At 64.2% G+C, this 22,610-nt stretch carries 10 protein-coding genes; 3 read left to right on the top strand and 7 right to left on the bottom strand.

The genetic code is table 11. The features are described from left to right. Positions 1-78: 78 nt before the first annotated feature. From ABTV29_RS08705 to ABTV29_RS08685, 5 genes are all read right to left on the bottom strand, one after another. Positions 79-306 (bottom strand): MbtH family protein, encoded by a 228-nt coding sequence (locus ABTV29_RS08705; protein WP_433769686.1) that lies wholly within the window; start codon positions 304-306, stop codon positions 79-81. Between the two features lie 81 nt (positions 307-387). After that, positions 388-1,785: an aspartate aminotransferase family protein gene (locus ABTV29_RS08700; RefSeq protein WP_433769685.1), complete on the bottom strand. Its 1,398-nt coding sequence runs from the start codon at positions 1,783-1,785 to the stop codon at positions 388-390. A 140-nt stretch (positions 1,786-1,925) separates the two neighbouring features. Further along, positions 1,926-2,411: a GNAT family N-acetyltransferase gene (locus tag ABTV29_RS08695; protein ID WP_433769684.1), complete on the bottom strand. Its 486-nt coding sequence runs from the start codon at positions 2,409-2,411 to the stop codon at positions 1,926-1,928. A 216-nt stretch (positions 2,412-2,627) separates the two neighbouring features. Continuing rightward, entirely contained in the window at positions 2,628-3,953 is a 1,326-nt protein-coding gene (locus ABTV29_RS08690) for an ATP-binding protein (RefSeq protein WP_433769683.1), read from the bottom strand. Further along, a complete protein-coding gene (locus tag ABTV29_RS08685; RefSeq protein WP_433769682.1) occupies positions 3,950-4,630 on the bottom strand; it encodes a response regulator in 681 nt (226 codons plus the stop codon). Before ABTV29_RS08685 ends, ABTV29_RS08690 begins: the two co-directional genes overlap by 4 nt. A gap of 165 nt (positions 4,631-4,795) precedes the next feature. On the opposite strand from ABTV29_RS08685, the gene dsbD reads away from it, so the two are divergent. The 3 genes from dsbD to dsbG are packed head-to-tail and all read left to right on the top strand — an operon-like array spanning position 4,796 to position 8,129. Continuing rightward, entirely contained in the window at positions 4,796-6,532 is a 1,737-nt protein-coding gene (dsbD, locus tag ABTV29_RS08680; RefSeq protein WP_433769681.1) for a protein-disulfide reductase DsbD, read from the top strand. Further along, positions 6,532-7,386 carry a prolipoprotein diacylglyceryl transferase family protein gene (locus ABTV29_RS08675; protein ID WP_433769680.1) on the top strand — a complete coding sequence of 285 codons (855 nt, stop codon included), beginning with the start codon at positions 6,532-6,534 and terminating at the stop codon, positions 7,384-7,386. Before dsbD ends, ABTV29_RS08675 begins: the two co-directional genes overlap by 1 nt. Beyond that, the gene (gene dsbG / locus ABTV29_RS08670) at positions 7,362-8,129 is read left to right on the top strand and encodes a thiol:disulfide interchange protein DsbG (RefSeq protein ID WP_433769679.1); all 768 of its coding nucleotides are present in this window, start codon (positions 7,362-7,364) and stop codon (positions 8,127-8,129) included. Before ABTV29_RS08675 ends, dsbG begins: the two co-directional genes overlap by 25 nt. A 114-nt stretch (positions 8,130-8,243) precedes the next feature. Here the strand turns inward: dsbG and ABTV29_RS08665 are convergent, their stop codons facing one another. Both ABTV29_RS08665 and ABTV29_RS08660 read right to left on the bottom strand, forming a co-directional pair. Then, positions 8,244-9,062, bottom strand: coding sequence for an alpha/beta fold hydrolase (locus ABTV29_RS08665; RefSeq protein ID WP_433769678.1), 819 nt, complete (start codon positions 9,060-9,062; stop codon positions 8,244-8,246). Between the two features lie 241 nt (positions 9,063-9,303). Next, entirely contained in the window at positions 9,304-22,293 is a 12,990-nt protein-coding gene (locus tag ABTV29_RS08660) for a non-ribosomal peptide synthetase (protein ID WP_433769677.1), read from the bottom strand. Positions 22,294-22,610: the final 317 nt, after the last annotated feature.

The following is a 22,610-nucleotide window of genomic DNA, read 5'->3' as shown; positions in this document are numbered from 1 at the left end:
CAGGGACTGCGTTGTCCTCCAGGCATGAAAAAGCCCGCTGACCATCACCGGTTCAGCGGGCTTTTCATTCCCGAACGATCAGTGCGCCACAGCCGCCTGCTCATCCATTTTCTGCCGCAGGCTCAGCGGACGCATGTCGGTCCAGGTTTCCTCGATGTAGGCCAGGCATTCCTTCTTCAGGCCGCTCTTGCCCACGATGCGCCAGCCTTGCGGCACGGCTTTGTAGTCGGGCCAGATCGAGTATTGCTCTTCATGGTTGACCACGACCTGAAAGAGGATGTCCTCGCGGTCGAATACTGACGTCATGCTGTTTCTCCATCACTGTAAGGTGGGCTGCACGGCGCGTGCAGCCGGTATGTAGAAGGAACGTTCGAAGGCCTTGGAAATTTAGAGGCTGGCGGTGGCAGCGGCCAAAGCCCTGCCGAAAATCCCGGCGACCTCGTCGATTTGCGCAGCGCTGATCACCAGCGGAGGCAGGAAGCGCACCACGCCACCTTGCCGACCGCCCAACTCGAGGATCAGGCCGCGCTTGAGGCATTCACGCTGCACCAGCGGTGCCAGGCGCGCAAACATCGGTGGATGGCCCAGGGCATCCAGCGCGCCGGTCGGGTCGACCAGTTCCACGCCGATCATCAAGCCACGACCGCGAATGTCGCCCAGTTGCGGGAAGTCCTGCTGCAGCGCACGCAAATGCCCGCTCAGGCGCTCGCCCATGGCGGCGACGTGTTCGCAGACCTTGTGTTCGGTCAGGTAGCGCATCACTGCGGAGCCGGCGGCCATGGCCATCTGGTTGCCACGGAAAGTCCCGGCATGGGCGCCCGGCAGCCAGGTGTCGAGCCAGTCGCGATAGACCACCACCGCCAGTGGCAGGCTGCCGCCGATGGCCTTGGACATCACCACCACATCGGGGATGATTCCGGCGTGTTCGAAGGCGAACATCTTGCCGGTACGGCCAAAGCCACTCTGGATTTCATCGACGATCAAGGCCACGCCGGCCTTCTCGGTGATCCGGCGCAAGCCACGCAGCCAGGCCAGGTCCGCCGGAATCACCCCGCCCTCGCCCTGCACCACTTCAACGATGACCGCCGCTGGCAACTGCACGCCGGCCTCGGGATCGTTAAGCAGATTCTCCAGATAATTGAGGCTGGCTTTCACCCCTTGCTCGCCACCCAGTCCGAACGGGCAGCGGTAGTCATAGGGGTACGGCATGAACTGCACGCCATTGCTCAGCAAAGCCCCCAAAGGTTTTTTGGGCCCCAGGCTGCCCATCAGGCTCAGCGCGCCCTGGCTCATGCCGTGGTAACCGCCCTGGAACGACAGCACCGTGCTGCGACCGGTGGCGGTACGTACCAGTTTCAAGGCGGCTTCCACGGCATCGGTACCGGTGGGGCCACAGAACTGGATCTTCGCCTGCGCGGCCAGTGCCGGTGGCAACAGAGCGAACAGATCCTGCACGAACCGGTCCTTCACCGGCGTCGTCAGGTCCAGGGTGTGCAGCGGCAATTCATCGGCCAGCACTTGCTGGATGGCTTCGATCACCACCGGATGGTTATGCCCCAGGGCCAGCGTGCCGGCGCCGGCCAGGCAATCGATGAAACGCCGGCCCTCGACATCTTCGACATGAATGCCCCTGGCCCGCTTCAGCGCCAGGGGAATGCGCCGGGGGTAACTGCGGGCGTTGGATTCCTGCTGGCTTTGACGGGCCAGCAATGGCGATTCGTTGAACTCATAAAGCGTTTCGCTCGGGCTGACCCGATCTTCGATCCGGCTGGTGGCGACTGACATCTCTCGAACCTCAATACGCTGCGATAGTGACCAAAACTGCACACCGGCGAGATAGCGCTCCCGTCACGGGGCGCACTTGCCGATTTTCCTGTTCTGGAAACGCACCAGCGCCGCGAGGATTTAGACCCTCGGTCGGCTTTTTATGAAGGTAATGCCAGGTCTTTTTGCATGGGAACGGCCTCAAGCCCGGCGACCATGAACGCCCGGGCACAGGGCTGATAACCCAGATGCCGGTAAAACAGCTCACCGGAGCGGGTACAGTGAAGCCGTACCCGTTGCAGGCCCTGATCGATCAACCAGCCTTCAAGATCCCGCACCAGGGCCTGCCCGGCGCCACGGCGAAACCATTCCGGTTGCACATAACAGAACGCCAGCTTGCCGCAGGTCGAGGCCATCGCGACGCCGATCGGCTTGTTCTGCAACAGGGCGACATTCAGGTACAGCCGCGGGTCCGTGAGCCAATGCCGGATATGTTCGTTGGTGGTGTTGCGGGTCCAGGCGGCGAGGGTTTGCGGTTGGTTGCGGTGGTCGCGAGCGCAACCGACGCGGATCGAGCGGTCAATGATGCGGCTGATGATGCCGGCATCGGCGGGCGTTGCCTTGCAGGTTTGTATCGGGTCATCCATGGCGCCGTTACCTCAATCCGTTGAGAGTGAGGAACGATAGACGCGCAGGATTGGGGCAGCCAATGTAGAGAAGTTACAGCTGATGTGTAGGAGCGAGCCTGCTCGCGATGGACGTCAACGATCACGCGTGGTGTCTGAATGAACGCGTTGCATGGACGTTTTTCGCGAGCAGGCTCGCTCCTACAGGGTTCGGGAATATAAGGTTTGTGGGATTGGTCAGGCTGGCTGCAACGGCATGGTCAGCTCAACCCGCAACCCATCCGGCCGGCTGTCGAAATGCAGGGTGCAACCACAGCGCTGGACAATCGCCTGAACAATCGCCAGGCCAAGGCCACAACCCGTGCTCTGTCCATTGCGCCAGAAACGCTGGGTCAAATGCTGCAGATCGTCGGCGGCAATCCCCGGCCCGTGATCGCGAACCACGAACTGCACACGATTACCGGTGGTTTGCAGGCTCAACTCCACCGGCCCGTCACCGGGCGTATGGCGCAAGGCGTTGTCCAGCAAGTTGCGCAGCGCGGCAATCGACAGCACCGAGGGCATTTGCACCGGCGCGTGGGAGAACCTGGCCGGGACGTTGAACCTGATGCGCTGGCGATCACCGCCGGCAGTGTCCTGGATCGCCAGTTTCGCCACCTGTTCGGCGCTGCACTGCACGCCGTCATCGAACGACAGGCTGCCCTCGACCCGCGCCAGCAACAGCAATTGCTCAAGTGTGCGGTGCAGTCGGTCGGCGCCCTCCTCGGCCCGGGCCAGGGATTGATCACGGGCCGCGCCGTCGGTCATGCGCGCCACTTGCAGGTGGGTCTTGATCGCCGTCAGCGGGCTGCGCAATTCGTGGGCCGCGTCCCCTGTCAGCCGGCGCTCACGCTCGATGGTCTTGCCGATGCGCTGGAACAGCTGGTTCTGCGTCTCAAGCAACGGCTGCAATTCGCTGGGCAACGGCTGGACTTGCAACGGTTCAAGCGAGTCGGGACTGCGGCGCATCAAGGCATCGCGCATGCGGTTGAGCGGCGCCAGCCCCTGGCCAATGCCAAGCCACAGCAGGCACAGGCAACCGAGCAACGCCACCCCCACCGGCACCGAAGCCGCCAGCAGGATCGACATGTTCAGGGCTTCGCGCTCGATCTGCCGATCGGCCGTGGTGATCCGCAGATCGCCGCGGGCCAGGGTAAAACTGCGCCATGGCGCACCATCGATCATCTGATCGTGGAAGCCCATTATCTCCGCTTCCAGGGGTTGCCCCGGATCGGCGTGGCTGCGGGCGAGGATTTCCCCGCGCAATGAGCTGACCTGGCAGGCCATGCCCCCGGGAAGATTGAGTTGTTCGGCACTGAAATGCGTGCCCTCGCCCTTGTTCGGCAACGGCGGCAACTGCTCCATCAACCCGGCGACCATCCGCGCCGACGCCACCAGGCGCTGGTCGAGGGAAAACATCATCTGATTGCGCAGGTCGCTGAGCATCCAGGCTGCGGCCAGTGCCCAGATCAGCGCAAACGCGCCCCCGAGCACCAGGCTCAGGCGCAAACGCAGACTCATCACTTGGTTTGATCTCCCCCATCGGCCGGGCCCAGGCGATAACCCAGGCCGCGCACGGTCTCGACAATGCCATTGCCGAGTTTGCGCCGCAGGTGATGGATATGGACGTTGAGGGCGTTGCTCTCCAGCTCGTCGTTGAAACCGTAGACGCTGTCCTTGAGCTGCTCGCTGGACAACACCCGGCCCCGGTTATGCAGCAGGGCCTGCAACAGCGATTGTTCGCGGCGGGAAAGGTCCACCGGCTGCCCGGCGAGGGTGGTTTCGCGGCTGCTCGGGTCGTAGGTCAGGGCGCCGTGCTCGATCAGGTTGACGCTGCGCCCCGCCACCCGTCGCAACAGGGTGTGCAGGCGCGCGGCCAGTTCGCGCAGGTCGAAAGGCTTCAACAGGTAGTCATCGGCGCCGGCCTGCAAGCCGTCGACGCGGTCGGTGACCGAGTCCCGGGCCGTGAGGATCAGCACCGGCAACTCCAGACCGTTGTGGCGCAATTGCTGAAGCAACTTCAGGCCGTCTTCATCAGGCAGGCCGAGGTCGAGTACCATCACGTCGAATTCCGCCACCTTGAGCATGGCCCGGGCCGCGGACGCCGTGGCCACGTGTTCCACGGTCAGGCCCTGGGCGGTCAGGCCGGCGACGATGCCGCTGGCGATCAACTCATCGTCTTCGCAAACCAGTACGTGCATGGGGAGCCTCGTGTAAATATTGCTGATTAGGCCGTTGACCGATTAAGCGGACATTATGCCGCAAGCGACACCACCACAGGCCGGCCACAGGGCTTGCGGGGTTAATCATCGGTTAATCGACACCGCCCATTGTGCACCTCACTTGCAAAGGAATAAGGCTTTTCCATGCGTCATCTGCTTCTCCTCTTCGCTCTGCTGATATCGGGCCTGGCCCAGGCCGGGAGCAATCCGTTCGAAAACAAACCCGACTTCCTGCCCGTCGCAAAAGCATTCGTCTTCACCTCCGAGCGCCTCGATTCCGGGGAAATGCAGCTGTACTGGCAAATTGCCGACGGCTACTACCTGTATCAGAAGCGATTGAAGTTCGATGGCCTGCCCGACGATCAGCACCCGGCGCTGCCGGAGGGTGAAGCCCACAGCGACGAGTTCTTCGGCGAACAGCAGGTGTATCGCCAGGGCCTGGAGCTGAAGATTCCCAAAGGCGCGACCGGCCAGATCAAGGTAGGTTTCCAGGGTTGCGCCGATGCAGGTTTGTGTTATCCCCCGCAGACACAGGTCGTCGATCTGGGCGGCCAGGCTGATCTGTCCACAACGGCCCAGGCACAGGATCAGGCCCTGGCCAGCGGCCTTGCGCAGCGGGCATTGGGCTGGAGCCTGCTGGTGTTCTTCGGTCTCGGGCTGCTGTTGGCCTTCACCCCGTGTTCGCTGCCCATGTTGCCGATTCTGGCCGGGTTGATCGTCGGCAGTGGCGCCTCGCCCAAGCGCGGCTTCGCCCTGGCTGGCAGCTATGTGGTGAGCATGGCGCTGGTGTACGCGGCGATGGGCGTACTGGCGGCCCTGCTGGGCGCCAACCTGCAGGCGCTCTTGCAAAACCCTTGGCTGCTGGGCAGTTTCGCGGCGATTTTCGTGCTGTTGGCGTTGCCCATGTTCGGCTACTTCGAACTGCAACTGCCGGTGGCCGTGCGTGACCGGCTGGAAAATGTCTCGCGCAACCAGCGCGGCGGCAGCCTGGTCGGCGCCGGCGTACTGGGAGCCTTGTCCGGTCTGCTGGTCGGCCCGTGCATGACCGCGCCGTTGGCCGGCGCGCTGCTCTACATCGCGCAAAGTGGTAACGCAGTACACGGCGGGCTGATTCTGTTCGCGCTGGGCATCGGTATCGGCATGCCGCTGTTGCTGCTGGTGACGGTCGGCAATCGGTTCCTGCCCAAACCCGGCGCCTGGATGAACCTGGTCAAGGGCATCTTCGGCTTCCTGTTCCTGGCCACCGCATTGCTGTTGCTGCGCCCGGTACTGGATGAGTCCCTGTGGGTTGGCTTGTGTGGCGCATTGTTGTTGATCGCGGCCTATAGCGCCTGGAAGCAGTCGGAGGGTTTCGGACGCATTGCGCATCTGTTCGGCGCCAGCGCGTTGTTGCTCGGCCTGTGGGGCAGCCTGCTGGTGATCGGTGCAGCGGGTGGCAGCGACGATCTGTTCAAGCCGTTGCAGGTGTTCCGCGCCTCCAGCACTGCCGTCGCCGCAACGCCGACCGGCCATGACGCCTTCACCACGATCAAGGACCCCGCGGTCCTGCAACGGGAACTCGACGCCGCACAAGCACAGGGCCAGTGGGTGCTGCTGGACTACTACGCCGACTGGTGCGTGTCGTGCAAGGTCATGGAAAAGCAGGTGTTCAACAAGGCCAACGTGCTCCAGGCCCTGAGCGACGTACGTTTGCTGCGGCTGGACGTCACCGCCGACAATGCCGCCAGCCGCGAACTGCTGGGCCGTTACAAAGTGCCGGGCCCCCCGAGCCTGCTGTGGATCGGCACCGACGGCGTCGAGCGTCGCAGCCAGCGCATCACCGGTGAAGTCGATGCCGAGGCGTTCCTGCAACGCTGGGCCACCACCCGAGACGCCCGTTAATGCTGACCTTCACCCTCGGCACCTTTGCCATCGCGCTCAACCATCTGCTGCTGATCAGTGCCCTGGCGCTGGCGACGTTTGTCGGTTGGCGGGTGGCCAGGCGCGGGGGCGAGAACCCCGAGTCGGTACTGTTCGGGCTGTTCCTGATCGGCATGCTGGCGGCGCGGATCGCTTTTGTCGCCGTTTACTGGACCCATTACCACAACGATCTCTGGCAGATCATCGACCTGCGTGACGGCGGCTTCCTCGCCTGGCCCGGGGTCATCGCACTGGTGATTGCCACGCTGTACCGGGGCTGGCGGCGTCCGGGCCTGCGCCGTCCGTTGGGCTTTGGCGTGGCCAGCGGCCTGGCGTTCTGGCTGCTGGCGACGTACTCCCTGGCAATTTATGAACAAGGCACCCGCCTGCCGGAAATCACCCTGCGCAATGCCGCCGGTGAAACCGTGCAACTGGCCGATTACAAGGGTGGCCCGCTGGTGATCAATCTATGGGCCACCTGGTGCCCGCCCTGCCGCCGGGAAATGCCGGTCCTGGAGAAGGCCCAGCAACAGCGCCCGGACCTGACGTTCCTGTTCGTCAATCAGGCCGAAAGCATGCAAAGCGTCGCCACCTTTCTGGAAACCCAGGGCCTGAGCCTGTCCAACGTGCTGTTCGACGGCAGCGGTCGCCTGGGCCAGGCCGTCGGCTCCATGGCCTTGCCGACTACACTGTTTTACAGCCCGGACGGTCGCCTGCTGGGCAGTCATCTGGGCGAACTGTCACAAGCAAGTCTTGCCCGCGCCCTGGAAAACTTCGACTCCGCACCTGCCACCTCTTCAAGGAAACTGCCATGCCCCGCCTCCGCCACCTGCTGACCCTGAGCCTGGGTGCCGCCCTGCTGCACCTGCCGTCGGTGCAGGCCGAAGAGTTGCCCGCTGCGATCAAGCAGATCGAGGCCAAGGGCGCAAAAATCGTCGGCCAGTTCGATGCCCCCGATGGCCTGCGCGGTTACGCCGCGCAGTACCAGAATCGCGGCATGGCGCTGTACCTGACGCCGGATGGCAAGCATGTATTGCTCGGCAACCTGTACGACGCCGAGGGCAACGACCTGAGCAGCGCGCCTTTGCAAAAGCTGGTGTACGCGCCGATGTCCAAGGAAGTCTGGGGCAAGATGGAAGCGAGCAACTGGATTGCCGATGGCAGCAAGGATGCGCCGCGCGTGGTGTATCTGTTCAGCGACCCGAACTGTCCTTACTGCAACATGTTCTGGGAACAGGCACGCCCCTGGGTCAAGGCCGGCAAGGTGCAGTTGCGGCACATCATGGTCGGCATCATCCGCGAGGACAGCCCCGGCAAATCCGCCGCCCTGCTCGCCGCCAAGGACCCGCAAAAGGCCCTGCAAGACCACGAATCCGCCGGCAAGGGCAGCTCGCTCAAACCATTGAAGGAGGTGCCACCGGAGGTACAGGCCAAGCTCGCCGCCAACATGCAGTTGATGGACGACCTGGAACTGCAGGCCACGCCGGCGATCTTCTACATGGACAGCAAGGGTGAACTGCAACAGCAGCAGGGAGCGCCGTCGCCGGACAAACTGGCGAAAATTCTCGGGCCTAAATAAGGCGCAATACCTGTAGGAGCGAGCTCGCTCGCGATGGTCGCCAACGATAACGCTGGCGGCCTGATTCCCCGTGGTGTTCTTGTGTTCATCGCGAGCGAGCTCGCTCCTACAGGTTTATGCCGGATTGCGCTCGGACAAGAATGCCAGCAGCGCCTGGGTGACAAACCCCGGATTCTCCAGATTGGAAATATGCCCGGCCTCCGGTACCAGCACGCATGGGCAACCGATCAACTGCGCCATTTCCCGTGCCTCCGAAGGCGGCCGTGGCTTGTCCTGATCACCACAGATCACCAGCGTGGTCGCGGCATCCAGTTCGCCCAGACGCGGCAGCAGATCATCGCGGCCAAAGGTAATCCGCCCCATCGGCACGATGCTTTCTCGCAGGCGCTCAGGTGGCAGCGCAGCCAGTTTGGCGCGGAAGTCCTGGTAAAGCGCCGACTGCGGATCGATACCCGGACGGAAGAAGATCGGCACCACGATGTCCAGCAACTGTGGAGCGATCACGCCGGTGTCTTCGATCATCTTGAACAGAGAGAAGTAGTACTGGCGGGTCTGTTCCGGCTCGACACCAACATAGGTGTCCATCAACACCAGCCCGTTGAGCCGCTGCGGTGCCGACAGTGCCAGCCGCACACCCCACATGCCGCCGACAGACAGGCCGACCAACGTCACGCGGTCGATATCCAGGTGATCGAGCAACGCCAGGGCTTGCCGTGCAATATCGTCCAGCGAAGTCGTGCCGGCCGGCAGCGCCCCCGATTCGCCGTGGCCCCACAGGTCCAGGGCGATAACCCGATGGTGTTGCGACAATGCGGCAATTTGCGGCGCCCACATGGCCTGGTCCCACAGGTAACTGCCGGCCAGCAAGACAGCCGGGCCGGTGCCTTGGTCGAGGTAGTGAAGAGGTTGTCCGTCGATGGTTACGAAAGGCATCGGCGTGGCTCCGTTTGAAAAATGGAGCGGGAAGATTGAGCGGCTGATGTGTCGCAGTCAATCGCACGAATGCATGTGTCCCTGATGACGCCTTCGCGGGCAAGCCCGCTCCCACATTTGGACTGCGAACACATTTCCACTGTGGGAGCGAGCCTGCTCGCGATGAGGCCGTCACATTCAGCATTGACGGTGACTGACACTCCGCCATCGCGAGCAGGCTCGCTCCCACAGGTTCTGCCTGTCAAAGCCCCTCCAGCTCCGCCATCAAATCATTCAACCGACCCGCCTTCTCCTCGGTGATATCACCAGCCACCAATCCTTCGATGTACCCGGCCAGTTCCTCCACCGTACTGCACTCGAACATCGCCCGCAGCGGCACGTCCCGTTGCAGCGTCTTCTGCACCCGCGAGGCGATTTGCGTGGCCAGCAGCGAATGCCCGCCCAGTTCGAAGAAGTTGTCGCGAATGCCGACCTTCTCCACCTTCAACACCTCGCTCCAGATCGCGGCCAGCGTCTGTTCCAGCTCACTGCGCGGCGCTTGATAGTCCTGGCTCTGCAACTGACCGATCTCCAGCGCCGGCAGGGCCTTGCGATCCAGTTTGCCGTTGGCGTTGAGCGGCAGTTTGTCGAGCCACAACCAGTGCAGCGGCACCATGTATTCCGGCAGTTCGGTGCGCAGGCGTTGCTTGATGCGGTCCAGGCACTCGGATGGATTGAGCGCTGAATCGCTCGCCACCAGATAACCCACCAGGTGCTTGCCATTCACGCCTTCCTGTACCCCGACCGCGGCATCGCGAACCTGCGCTTGCTCGTGCAGGCGCGCTTCGATTTCCCCCAGTTCGATGCGGTAGCCGCGGATCTTCACCTGATGGTCGACCCGGCCGACGTACTCCAGCACGCCGTCGCTGCGACGGCGCGCCAGATCACCGGTGCGATACAGGCGCTCGCCCGGTGCGCCGAACGGATTGGGCACGAACACCGGGGCGGTGCGCAGCGGGTCGCTGACGTAACCACGCCCGACCCCGGTGCCGGCGACGCACAACTCGCCCACCGCGCCCAATGGCACCAGTTCCAGCGCGCCATCGAGCAGATACAACTGATTGTTATCAGTCGGCGTACCGATCGGCAGGTAACTGCCGCGAGTCGAAGCCATGTCGACGCGGAAGAACGCCACGTCGTCGGAGCATTCCGCCGGACCATAGGCATTCACCAGCCCGATCTGTGGATAACGCAGCAGCCACTGGTGCGCCAGCTCCGGCGGCATGGCCTCACCGGTCGGCAGCATCCAGCGCAGGCCGTCGAGGCTCATGCGCTCCTGGGCCAGCATGCCCTGGATCAGCGACGGCACGCTTTCCAGCACCGTGATGCCCTGGCTCTGCACATGGGCCAACAAGCCCTGCGGGTCGTGGGCGATGGTGTTCGGCACGATGTCCACCCGCGCGCCGAACAACGGCGCGGCGAGGAACTGCCACACGGAAATATCGAAGCTTTGCGACGCGGTCTGGGCGATCACATCCGCCTCGCTCAGGTCCAGGTACGGCACCTTGCTCAACTGGTTGTTGAGCATGCCGCGCTGCTCGACCATCACCCCCTTGGGCAAGCCGGTGGAACCGGAGGTGTAGATCACATAGGCCAGGTTGTCCGGCCCGCTGTAGATCCCTGGATTGGCCACCGACACAGCGCTCGCCTGCACCTCTTCCCACACCAACAAGCGAGGTCGGTTAACGCAACCACACTCCTCCAGCAGCGCCAGTGCCTGCTCGCGACAAGCCTGGGTGCAGACCAGCAGCGGCGTGCGGCTGAGGTCGATGATACGGCTCAGGCGCGGGCCCGGCAGCCCCGGATCCAGCGGCAGATAACCTGCTCCGGCCTTGAAGCTGCCAATGATCATGCCCAGCAGATCAAGGCTGCGTTCCGCCAGCAGCGCCACCGGTTGATCGAGCCCGACACCGGCCGCAATCAAGGCGTGACCGAGACGGTTACTGCGCTGATTGAGTTCGAAGTAGCTGTGCTGCTGATCCAGACAGCTCGCAGCAATCCGCTGTGGATGCTCGGCCACCTGCGCCTCAAACAGCGCCACGTAACTCTGGTCCAGCGGGTAATCGCGCTCGCTCTGGTTGCAGCCATGGATCAGGAAGTCCCGTTCCTCGGCCGCCAGCAACGGCAGGTCGGCCATGTCGCCATGGAAGCCCTCGACCAGCGCCAGCAGCAGGCGCTTGAATTCGCCGAGCATGCACTCGACCGTGGATTCGTCGAAATAACGCTGGTCGTAGGACAGGTGCAAGCCCAGGTCATCCCCCGGGTAGCACACCGCCGTCAGCGGGAAGTTGGTGTGGGTGCGCCCGGAATCCGAGGTGGCATTGAGGCTTTGCGCGCGGTCCAGCACCGAGACTTCCACCGGGGCGTTTTCGAACACGAACAGGCTGTCGAACAGCGGCTGGCCCTTGGGCAGCTCGCTCTGTTCCTGAATGCTCACCAGCGGCAGGTACTCGTACTCGCGCAGCTGCATGTTGCCGTCGAGCAGTTGCGTCAGCCACTGGCGCACGCTGCAACGCTGATCGTCCTCGGGCAGCTTGACCCGCAACGCGATGCTGTTGATGAACAGGCCGACGGTGCGCTGCATGTGCGGCATCTCCACCGGGCGCCCGGCCACCGTGACGCCGAACAGCACGTCGCGATCCCCGCTCAGGCGCCGCAACACCAAGGCCCACGCCGCCTGGGCGAAGGTGTTGATGGTCAGTTGATGGGCCTGCGCCAGTTCGCGCAGGCGCGCACCGTCACGCACGTCGAGCCGGGTGTAGCGGTCGCCGACGATCATGCCGCCGCTGTCGCCGGCGTGCTCGCGCAGGAACGGCCGGTCGCTCGGAATCGGTGTGGTCCGCTCGAAGCCCTGCAAATTGGTTTTCCACCACTGCCGAGCGTTGTCCAGGCTCTGGCGTTGCAGCCAGCCGATGTAGTCGCGATAACGCGGCGGCACCGCCAATCGGGCTTCGCGACCTTCGCCCAGGGCCATGTAGATCTCGAAGAAGTCGTTCATCAACAGCGAACGGCACCAGGCATCGATGAGGATGTGGTGGTTGCTCATCATGAACCAGTAGCGCGCCGCGCCGACCTTGATCAGGCGCAGGTGGAACGGTGCCTGGTTGAGCAGATCGAACCCGGCTTCGCGCTCGGTCTTGAGCAGGGTTTGCAGCTTCGGTTCCTGCTCGGCGTCGGCGATTGCACTCCAGTCCAGGTATTCGATCGGCGTGCTGCCCGGCTTGTGGATAACCTGCAGCATGTCTTCGCCGACGTTCCAGCAGAACGACGCACGCAAGGCTTCGTGACGGGCAACCACCGCCTGCCAGGCCTGGGCGAAACGCTGGGGATCGAGTTCGCTGTTGATGCGATAGCGGTCCTGCATGTAGTAGAGGCCGGTGCCCGGCTCCAGCAAGGTGTGCAGCAGCATGCCTTCCTGCATCGGGGTCAGCGGGTAGACGTCCTCGATGGCAGCCGCCGGCACCGGCAGCGCATCCAGTTGCCCCTGGTTCAGTTTCGCCAGCGGGAAGTCCGACGGCGTCAGGCCACCGGCATCGTCGCGCAGGCAATGGGCGATCAGGCTTTGCAGCTCGCCGACATAGGCGTCGGCCAGATCGCCGATGGTCTGCGGATCAAAGCGCTCGGCGCTGAAGGTCCAGCGCAGCACCAGTTCACCGCCGTAGACCTGCCCGTCGACGCTCAACTCATTGGGCAACGGCGCCCGAGGATCGTGGGCCGCGCCGATGTTCTCGTCCAACGGCAGGAACAACGCATCGGCGCCGAAGCTCTGGTCGAACTGGCCAAGGTAATTGAAGGTAACCGACGCCACCGGCAACGCCGCCATGCCCCGGCGACACGCCTCATCGGCCAGATAACGCAGCACGCCATACCCCAGGCCCTTGTGCGGCACCGCCCGCAGTTGCTCCTTGATCGCCTTGATGGAGGCGCCCTGCCCGGCTGCTTCTTCGATGTTGTGCGGGCTGAGGCGCAGGGGATAAGCGCTGGTGAACCAGCCGACCGTGCGGGTCAGATCGATCTCGTCGAACAGCGCTTCGCGGCCATGGCCTTCCAGTTGAATCAGCGCCGATTCGTGACCGCTCCAGCGGCACAGCACCCGCGCCAGTGCGGTCAACAGCAGGTCGTTGACCTGAGTGCGATAGGCGCTCGGCGCCTGCTGCAGCAATTGTCGGGTGCGTTCGCTGTCCAGGCGCACACTGACCGTCTGCGCATGGCGATTCTGCCGGCCACCGTCCGGGCGCTCGCAGGGCAATTCAACGCTCGGCCCCGCCAGCTGCGTCTGCCACCAGCTCAACTCTTCACGCAGGGACTCGCTACCGGCATAGGCCTGCAAGCGTACCGCCCAATCCTTGAACGCGCTGGTTTTCGCCGGCAGTTGCACCGGTTGCTGTGCATCGAGCTGGCGATACGCGGTTTGCAGATCATCCAACAGCACCCGCCACGACACCCCGTCCACCACCAAGTGGTGAATGGCGATGAACAGCCGTTGCTGTGCTTGCGGCCCATCGACCAGCAGCACGCGCATCAGCGGGCCCTCTTCGAGGTCGAGGCTGCGCTGGGCATCGGCGAACAGCGCGGTGCATTTGTCCATGGAAGGCACCCGCACCTGCCACAACACCGGCGCATCGGACAGCGCCTGATACTCGGCCTGCCATTGACCGGCGACTTCGCTGAAACGCAGACGCAAGGCATCGTGCTGTTCGATCACCGCCAGCAGCGCCTGCTCCAGGCGATGGGGCTCCAGTACAACGGTCGGCTTCAGCGACAACGCCTGGTTCCAGTGTTGGCGCTGCGGGATGTCGGTGTCGAAGAACCAGTGCTGGATTGGGGTCAGGCGCGATTCGCCCGAAACCAGGCCTTGCTCTGCGGTGACCTGCTCGGTGCGGGTCGCCACGGCGGCAAGGGTCTGCACGGTCTGGTGCTGGAACAGGTCCCGCGGGCTGAAATGGATGCCCTGCTGCCGCGCACGGCTGACCACCTGAATCGACAGGATCGAGTCGCCACCCAGTTCGAAGAAGTTGTCGTTGAGGCCGACCTGTTCGACGTTCAGCACTTCGCACCAGATCTGCGCCAGCGTCAGCTCAAGCTCATTGCTCGGCGCCACGTACTGCTGACGGTTCAGTTCCGGGTCCGGTGCCGGCAACGCCCGGCGGTCGAGCTTGCCATTGGCGGTCAGCGGCATGCTGGCCAGCAGGATCAGGTGGGCGGGCACCATGTAATCCGGTAGTTGCGCCTTGAGGTGCGACTTGAGCGCCTCGCGCAATACAGCTTCATCCTGGCCGTCGACATCGCAGACCAGATAGCCCGCCAGTTGCTTGCCGCTCGGGGTATCGAGCGCCAGTACCACCGCCTCGCGCACCGACTCGTGCTCCAGCAGGCAGGTTTCGATTTCCCCCAGTTCAATGCGGAAGCCACGGATTTTCACTTGATGGTCGATCCGCCCCAGGTATTCCACCAGACCATCGGCACGCTGGCGCACCAGGTCGCCGGTGCGGTACAGGCGCCCGCCGTTGCTGGCGAACGGGTCGGCGACGAAGCGCTCGGCGCTCAGCCCCGGGCGCTGGTGATACCCCTGGGCCAGGCCGGCGCCGCCGACGTACAACTCGCCGGTCGCGCCTTGCGGCACCAGCGCCAGGTCGGTGTCGAGGATGTAGGCCACGCGGTCACCGATCACGCTGCCGATCGGCACGCTGCCGGCGCCCTCTTCCACGACTGGCGGCGCCAGGCTGGCCAGCGGCATGACCACCGTTTCGGTCGGGCCGTAGGCGTTGAAAAACAGGCTCGGCTCGAACGCCGCGCGGATCCGCTGCAAGTGCTCGCCGGTCAGTGCTTCGCCGCCGGTGATGATCATGCGCACCGGCAGGACTTCATTCTGCGTCGCCAGCCATTGCGCCAACTGGCTGCCATAGCTCGGCGTGAAGCCGAGAATGTTGATGCCGTGACGACGGATCAGTGCGCAGATTTCCTCGGCATCCCACTGCCCCTGCGCACGCAACACCACCTGTGCACCGCTGAGCAGCGGCACCAGCAGACGCTCGGTGGCGGCGTCGAAGTTGATCGAATAGAAATGCAGTTCGCAATCATCGGCGCGCATGCCGAAGCGCTCGATCACGGCGCGGCAGTGCATGGCGATTTCGCCGTGGGACACCACCACGCCCTTGGGTTTGCCGGTGGAGCCCGAGGTATAGATCAGGTAGGCCTGATGCTGCGGCAGACTGATGAAGGGCAGCTCAGACGCCGCGTAATTCGCCAGCTCCGGGCTGTCGTCTTCCAGGCACCAACTGCCGACGTTCGCCGGCAGTTCGCCCAATGCGGCAAACATCGCCCGGTCACTGAGCAGCAGGCCGATGCCACTGTCCTCGATCATGTAATGCAGGCGATCGAGCGGGTATTCCGGGTCCAGCGGCACGTAGGCGCCGCCAGCCTTGAGGATCGCCAGCAGGCCGACGACCATCTCCAGGGAACGTTCCAGCGCCAGACCCACGCGAACCTGCGGGCCGACACCCCGCTCGCGCAGCACCCGGGCCAGGCGATTGGCGCGGCTGTCGAGTTCGGCGTAGCTCAAGGTCTGGCCGGCGAAGGTCAGGGCCGGTGCGTCCTTGCGCAGCAGCGCCTGCTCGGAGAACAGCTGGTGGATGCATTGGTCGAGGCGATGCTCGCCCGGCTCGACACCGAGGCTGTCGAGCAGCTTCTGTTGTTCGCTGGCGTCAAGCAACGGCAACTCGCTCAGACGCTGCTGCGGATTGGCGGTCAGCGCCTCCAGCAGATTGCGCCAATGCCCGGCCATGCGCGCGATGCGCGGCTCATCGAACAGATCGGTGCTGTAGGTCAGGCAGCAACCCAGGCGGTGGTCGAGATCGGTGACTTCCAGGTTGAGGTCGAACTTGGTCGCACGGGCATCGTTGACCAGGTACTCGACCGTCATGCCGGCCAGGGTGCGGCTCTGCTGGAATTCCCAGCGCTGCACGTTGCACATCACCTGGAACAGCGGGTTGTAGGCGGCGCTGCGCGGTGGCTGCAAAGCCTCCACCAGATGATCGAACGGCAGGTCCTGATGGGACTGGCCTTCGATCACGGTGTGGCGCACCTGCTCGAACAGTTCGCCGACGGACATCTGCCCATCGAGCTGGCAACGCAGCACCTGGGTATTGAGGAACGCACCGATCAGCCCTTCGCTTTCCGGACGGATGCGGTTGGCCACCGGTGCACCGATGCGCAGGTCAGTCTGGCCGCTGTAGCGGTACAGCAGCACGGCCAGCGCGGCGGTCATGGTCATGAACAGGGTCAGCCCCTGTTGGGCATTGAAGGCACGGACCCGGGCCGCCAGTTCGTCGCTCAGGTCGAAACGGTACAGCTCGCCCTGATGGCTTTGCACTGGCGGGCGGGGACGGTCGCCGGGCAACTCCAGCAGCGGGTGTTCGCGGCCCAGCTGCGCGGTCCAGTAATCGAGCTGGCGCTGACGCTCACCGGACTCCAGCCACTGGCGCTGCCAGACGCTGTAATCCAGGTATTGCACCGGCAGCACTGGCAATGGCGATTCTCGGCCGTCGACGAAAGCCTCGTACAGCGCGCTGAGCTCCCGGGCAAAAATGTCCATCGCCCAGCCTTCGGTGACGATGTGGTGCAGGGTCAGCACAAAGTAGTGTTCCTGCCCGGCGGTCTTGACCAGGCAGGCGCGCAGCAGCGGACCACTTTCAAGATCGAACGGCAGGTGCGCCTGCTCATCGGCCAGTTGCTGCACCCGCTGCTCGCGCAGGTCCGGGGCCAGGCTCGAGAAATCCTTCCAGTCCAGGCGCAGGCCGGTCTCGGCATGCACCTGCTGGCGGGCCACACCGTCGACGCTCGGGAAGGTGGTGCGCAGGGTTTCGTGACGCAGGATCAGCGCCTGCAACGCCGCCTCGAAACACCCGACATCCAGCACCCCGCGCAGGCGCGCCATGCCGCCGACGTTATAGGCCGGGCTGTCCGGCTCCATTTGCCAGAGGAACCACATGCGCTGCTGGGAGTAGGACAGCGGCACCGGCTGGCTGCGGTCGACGGCCTCGATGGGCGGCTGCTTGTTGGTATGACCGCTGGCCTGGATCAGGCGGATCTGCTCGGCAAAGGCGCCCAGTTCACTGTGCTCGAACAGGGCACGCAACGGCAGCTCGACGTCGCAGGCCTGACGGGTGCGGGAAATGATTTGCGTGGCCAAAAGCGAGTGGCCGCCAAGGGCGAAAAAATCATCGTCCAGGCCGACTTGCGCCAGTCCCAGCACCTCGCGCCAGATGCCGGCGATCTGTTGCTGCAACTCAGTCACCGGTTCGACGTGTTCGCGCACCTGCCATTGCGGTTCCGGCAAGGCGCGGCGGTCAAGTTTGCCGCTGGGGCTCAGGGGCATTTGCATCATGCACACAAGCTGCGCGGGGACCATGTATTCCGGCAGCTCGCTGGCCAGCGCGGTTTTCAGGCGGGCGGTTTGAGCGTCTTCCGGTTCACTGGCGTCGGTGGCGGTGTAGTAACCGATCAGCTGTGCACCGGCCAGGGTTTCCCGCACCAGCACCACGGCCTGGGCCACGCCGTCCTGGGCCAGCAGGCGCGCTTCGATTTCTTCCGGTTCCACACGGAAGCCGCGCAGCTTGACCTGCTGATCGAGACGACCGAGGTATTCGATCACGCCATCGGCGGTCCAGCGCGCGCGGTCGCCGGTGCGATACAGGCGCGCGCCCTGCTCGCCCAAGGGATCGACCACGAAGCGCTCGGCAGTCAGCGCCGGACGCCCGAGGTAGCCGCGGGCCAGACCAATGCCGCTGATGCACAGCTCGCCGGGCACGCCGGCCGGAAGCGGATTCAAGTCACTGTCCAGTACCCGGCAGATCACGTTGCCCAGTGGCCGGCCAATCGGCGAACGCTCGCCGTCGGCGCTGGAGCAGTGCCAGTGGGTAACGTTGATCGCGGTTTCGGTCGGGCCATAACGGTTGTGCAACTGTACCTCCGGCAGTTGCGCCAGCACGCGATTGCGCAGTTCCGCCGGCAGGGCTTCGCCACCGGAGAACAACCGGCGCAGGCTGGTGCACTCGGCGCTCAGCGGTTCGTCGATGAACAACGAAAGCAGCGCGGGCACGAAGTGCAGCGTGGTCACGCCGTGTTCCCGGACCAGCTGCGCGATGCGATGGGGATCGCGGTGCTCGCCAGGCCCGGCGAGCAGCAGGCGTGCCCCGGTGATCAGCGGCCAGAAGCACTCCCACACCGAAACGTCGAAACTGATCGGCGCCTTCTGCATCAGCACATCGCTGTCGTTCAGGCGATAGCCGTCCTGCATCCATTGCAGGCGCTCGGCCAGCGCTGCGTGGGTGTTGCCGACACCTTTGGGCTGGCCGGTGGAGCCGGAGGTGTAGATCACGTAGGCCAGGTTATCGCCATGCAAATGCAGGCCCGGTGCCTGGCACGGCCAGCTGTCCAGATGCAGCGTGTCCATGGCAATCACACTGACGCCGTCCGTTGCCGGCAGGCGTTCGAGCAATGAGGTCTGGGTCAGCAGCAACTCGACGCCGCTGTCCTTGAGCATGTAGGCCAGGCGATCGGCGGGGTAATCCGGATCCAGCGGTACATAGGCGCCGCCGGCCTTGATGATTGCCAGCAGGCCGATCATCAAGGCCGGCGAACGCTCGCAGGCGATGGCCACGCAGACGTCCGGGCCGACGCCTTTGTCGCGCAGGTAATGGGCCAGGCGATTGGCCTGGGTGTGCAGTTCGCCGAAGCTCAGGCGGCCCCCCTCCCAGAGCAGCGCAGTGCGTTCCGGGGTCTGGTGCGCCTGTTCGGTGAGCAGCTCGGGCAGCCACTGCTTCGCCGGCTCACTAGGCGCCACGCTCCAGGCGTGCTGCTGATCCTGTTCCCTTGCGGTCAGCAATGGCAGGTCTCCGAGGGCGGTGCCCGGTTGCTCGCATACGGCTTGCAGCAGCTGGCTGAAATGCGCGACGAGACGCTCGATGGTCGCACTGTCGAACAGTTCGTCGGCGTAATCGAAGGACAATGTCAGGCGTCCGTTGCGATCTTCTTCGCTGTGCAATTGCAGATCGAACTTGGCTTCGCGGCTGTGCCACGGCAGCTCTTCGGCCAGCAGCCCCGGCAGGCGCTTCAGGGCGCCAAGGTCGCGCTGCTGGTGGTTGAACATCACCTGGAACAAACCCTGTTCCCGGGCTTGCGGGAAGGCTTCGAGCAATTGTTCGAACGGCAGATCCTGATGCGCCTGCGCCCCCAGCGCCGCCTCGCGGGTTTGTCGCAGCAACTGACTGAATGGCAAGCGCGAATCCAGCTCGGCACGCAGCACCTGGGTGTTGATGAAGAAGCCGATCAGGCCCTGGGTTTCCAGGCGCGGGCGGTTGGCATTCGGCACGCCGACACGGATGTCACGCTGACCGCTGTAGCGATGCAACAGGGTCTGGAACGCTGCGAGCAGCAACATGAAAGCGGTCGATTCATGGGCCTGGGCAGTTCGGCGGATGGCCTCGCTCAGGGGCGCGGCCAGGCGCACCGTATGCCGCGCGGCGTTGCGTTGCTGTTGTGCCGAACGCGGGTGATCCGTGGCCAGGTCCAGGGTCGGCAACTCATCGCCCAGGCGATCTTTCCAATAGGCCAGTTGGCGCTCACCCTCGCCCTGCGCCAGCCATTGGCGCTGCCAGCTGCCGTAGTCGGCATATTGCGTGGGCAATGCCGCGAGCGTTGCCGATTGCCCTTGAGTCGCCGCCGCGTACAGCCGGGAGAACTCATCGATCAGCACATTCAGCGACCAGCCGTCGGCGATGATGTGGTGCATGGTCACCAGCAGTTGGTGCTCTTCATCGTCGAGACGCACCAGGGTCACCCACAGCAGCGGGCCTTTCTCCAGGTCGAACTGGGTGCGGGCTTCATCCTCGCGAATCTGCTGCGCGCGGGCCTCGCGCTCGGCTGCCGGCAGGTCGCTGATGTCGATCGATTGCAGGTTGAATTCGCCGGCCGCCAGCACTTGTTGCAACGCCACGCCGTCACGTTCGAAGAAGCGTGTGCGCAGGGATTCATGGCGCTCGATCAGCTGCTGGAAACTGGCGCGCAAGGCGTCTTCGTCCAGTTCGCCCCGCAGGCGCAGGGCCCCGGGAATGTTGTAGGCGCTGCTGTGGGGATCCAGTTGCCAGGTGATCCACAGGCGGTTTTGCGCCAGGGATTGCGGCATCGGCTCGCTGCGCGACAAGGCAACGATTTCCCCTTGCGGGCTGCCACCGTCCTGTTGCTGCCGGGCCACCACGTCAGCGAACGCGGCCAGGGTTGGCGCTTCGAACAGCAGGCGCAGGTTCAGCTCCAGCCCCAGGGTTTCACGCAGTCGCGCCACCACCTGGGTAGCCGCGATTGAGTTGCCGCCGAGCAAAAAGAAGTGATCGTCGGCGCCCACCTGTTTCACCTGCAACTGCTCGCACCAAACATTGGCGATCAGGTTTTGCAGTTCCGATGCCGGTGCGTTTTGGGTGGTCAGCTCATCGCTGGCCGAAGGGAAAACCGCGTAGCTGTCGAGGCTGCCATCGGCCAGGCGCAGGCGGCAAGCCGCGCGTTGCAATTTGCCGCTGGAGGTCTTGGGCAAGGCGCCGGGATTGAGCAGCACCACCACGCTCGGTGCCTGTTGGCAGGCCTCGGCCACGGCCTGGCGGATGGCTTTGATCAGCGCCTCGGGTGGCAGGATTCTCTGCACGCTGCGGCTGATTTCCGCAGCGATGCCGATGACTTCCTCACCGCCCTGGTTGACGGCGAACGCAGCGACGCGTCCCTTGCGCACCACTTCCACTTCACGCTCGACGGTTTGCTCGATGTCCTGTGGATAAAGGTTGTGCCCGCGCACGATCAGCATGTCTTTCAGGCGCCCGGTGATGAACAGCTCACCGTCACGCATGAAGCCCAGGTCGCCCGTGCGTAACCAGGTCCGGCCGGCGTGCTGGATAAAGGTCTTGGCCGACGCTTCGGGGTTGCGCCAGTAGCCCAGGGCAATGCTCGGCCCGCTGGCCCAGACTTCGCCGACGACGTTGTCCGCCAGTTCGCTGAGTGAAGCAGGGTCGACGATCAGCACCCCATGATCGGGCTGGCAAATGCCGCAGCTCATGATCGCGCTGCCTTCGCCTTGCGCGACGCGGTTCTGCGCCAGGGCCTGGTCATCGACACGCAGGTTGCCGATGCCCTGGCCGCGCGGCGTGCCCGCCACGAACAGCGTGGCTTCGGCCAGCCCGTAGGACGCCATGAAGCTTTCGTCAGTGAAACCACAGGCGGCGAATTTCTCGGCGAAGCGCGTCAGGGTGTCGAGGCGAATCGGCTCGGAGCCGGAATAGGCCACGCGCCAGCCGCTCAGGTCGAGCCGTTCCAGCGCCGACTCGCTGACCCGCTCGCTGCACAGGCGATAGGCAAAATCCGGCCCGCCGCTGATGGTGCCGCCGTATTCGCTGATCGCTTCCAGCCAGCGCAGCGGCCGACCGAGGAAGTACGCCGGCGACATCAACACACAGGGCACGCCGCTGAAAATCGGCTGCAACAGGCCGCCGATCAGGCCCATGTCGTGGTACAGCGGCAGCCAGCTGACGATCACGTCGTCGGGGTTGAGGTCGATGCCGAATCCGTGGCGAATCAACTGTTCGTTGGCCACCAGGTTGCCGTGACTGACTTGCACGCCTTTGGGCAATGCGGTGGAACCGGAGGTGTATTGCAGGAAGGCAATGTCATCGCCTTGCACGTCCGGCGCAACCCAGCGTTCGGCCAGCGCGCTGTCGAGGGTATCGACGCACAGCAGCGACGGCGCGCCTTCGATCTGCAGCAAAGCGTCGCGCAAGTCGGCGCTGGTCAGCAGCAGGCGCGGTTCGGCATCGCCAATGATCGACAGCAAACGCTCCTGGTGATGACGCTTGGCCGACTCCGGCGGATAAGCCGGCACGGCGATCACACCGGCATACAGGCAACCGAAAAACGCCGCGACGTAATCCGGGCCACTGGGAAACAGCAGGACCGCGCGATCGCCGAAACCGGCCTGGGCCTGCAAGGCGCCGGCAATCGTCCGCGCGCGCAGGTCCAGTTCGCGATAACTGAGTACCACAGCCTGATCCGGGGTTTCGGCGAGAAACCGCAAGGCCACCCGATCCGGCGTCCGGGCCGCGCGGCGCTGGAGGGCTTGGACCATTGTGCTGGGGAGTTCGAACGCGTCGGTCATGAGGTTTCCTGCCTGAATTCGGCTTGCAAATGAAATCGGTTTTGGCATGTCACGAGATCCCTGTGGGAGCGAGCCTGCTCGCGAAAAACCGGAGAACGCCGCGGGGTGTCAGGCATCCATCGTGATCGTTGACGACCATCGCGAGCAGGCTCGCTCCCACAGGGTTATGTGGTTTGGGCTGTGCCATTCACCAATGAGAACGGATGACATCTGCAAATAATTAGTCGGCGGGCCTGGTCGGCAATCGGGCTGGGGACGGCATCGCAGAGCGTTCGCGTGTCGTCGTTCTCACTTTGCACCTTCGCGGCGCATTAGTT

It is taken from the genome of Pseudomonas putida (assembly GCF_050989985.1).
In the GTDB taxonomy this organism is placed as follows: domain Bacteria; phylum Pseudomonadota; class Gammaproteobacteria; order Pseudomonadales; family Pseudomonadaceae; genus Aquipseudomonas; species Aquipseudomonas putida_AI.
The sequence above is the reverse complement of the archived record's forward strand: the minus strand, read 5'-3'. Positions and strand labels throughout refer to the sequence as shown.

Coding starts and splice junctions, on each gene's coding strand:
- ABTV29_RS08705 (WP_433769686.1), bottom strand. CDS start 306: ATGACGTCAGTATTCGACCGCGAGGACATCCTCTTTCAGGTCGTGGTC.
- ABTV29_RS08700 (WP_433769685.1), bottom strand. CDS start 1,785: ATGTCAGTCGCCACCAGCCGGATCGAAGATCGGGTCAGCCCGAGCGAA.
- ABTV29_RS08695 (WP_433769684.1), bottom strand. CDS start 2,411: ATGGATGACCCGATACAAACCTGCAAGGCAACGCCCGCCGATGCCGGC.
- ABTV29_RS08685 (WP_433769682.1), bottom strand. CDS start 4,630: ATGCACGTACTGGTTTGCGAAGACGATGAGTTGATCGCCAGCGGCATC.
- dsbD (WP_433769681.1), top strand. CDS start 4,796: ATGCGTCATCTGCTTCTCCTCTTCGCTCTGCTGATATCGGGCCTGGCC.
- ABTV29_RS08675 (WP_433769680.1), top strand. CDS start 6,532: ATGCTGACCTTCACCCTCGGCACCTTTGCCATCGCGCTCAACCATCTG.
- dsbG (WP_433769679.1), top strand. CDS start 7,362: ATGCCCCGCCTCCGCCACCTGCTGACCCTGAGCCTGGGTGCCGCCCTG.
- ABTV29_RS08665 (WP_433769678.1), bottom strand. CDS start 9,062: ATGCCTTTCGTAACCATCGACGGACAACCTCTTCACTACCTCGACCAA.
- ABTV29_RS08660 (WP_433769677.1), bottom strand. CDS start 22,293: ATGACCGACGCGTTCGAACTCCCCAGCACAATGGTCCAAGCCCTCCAG.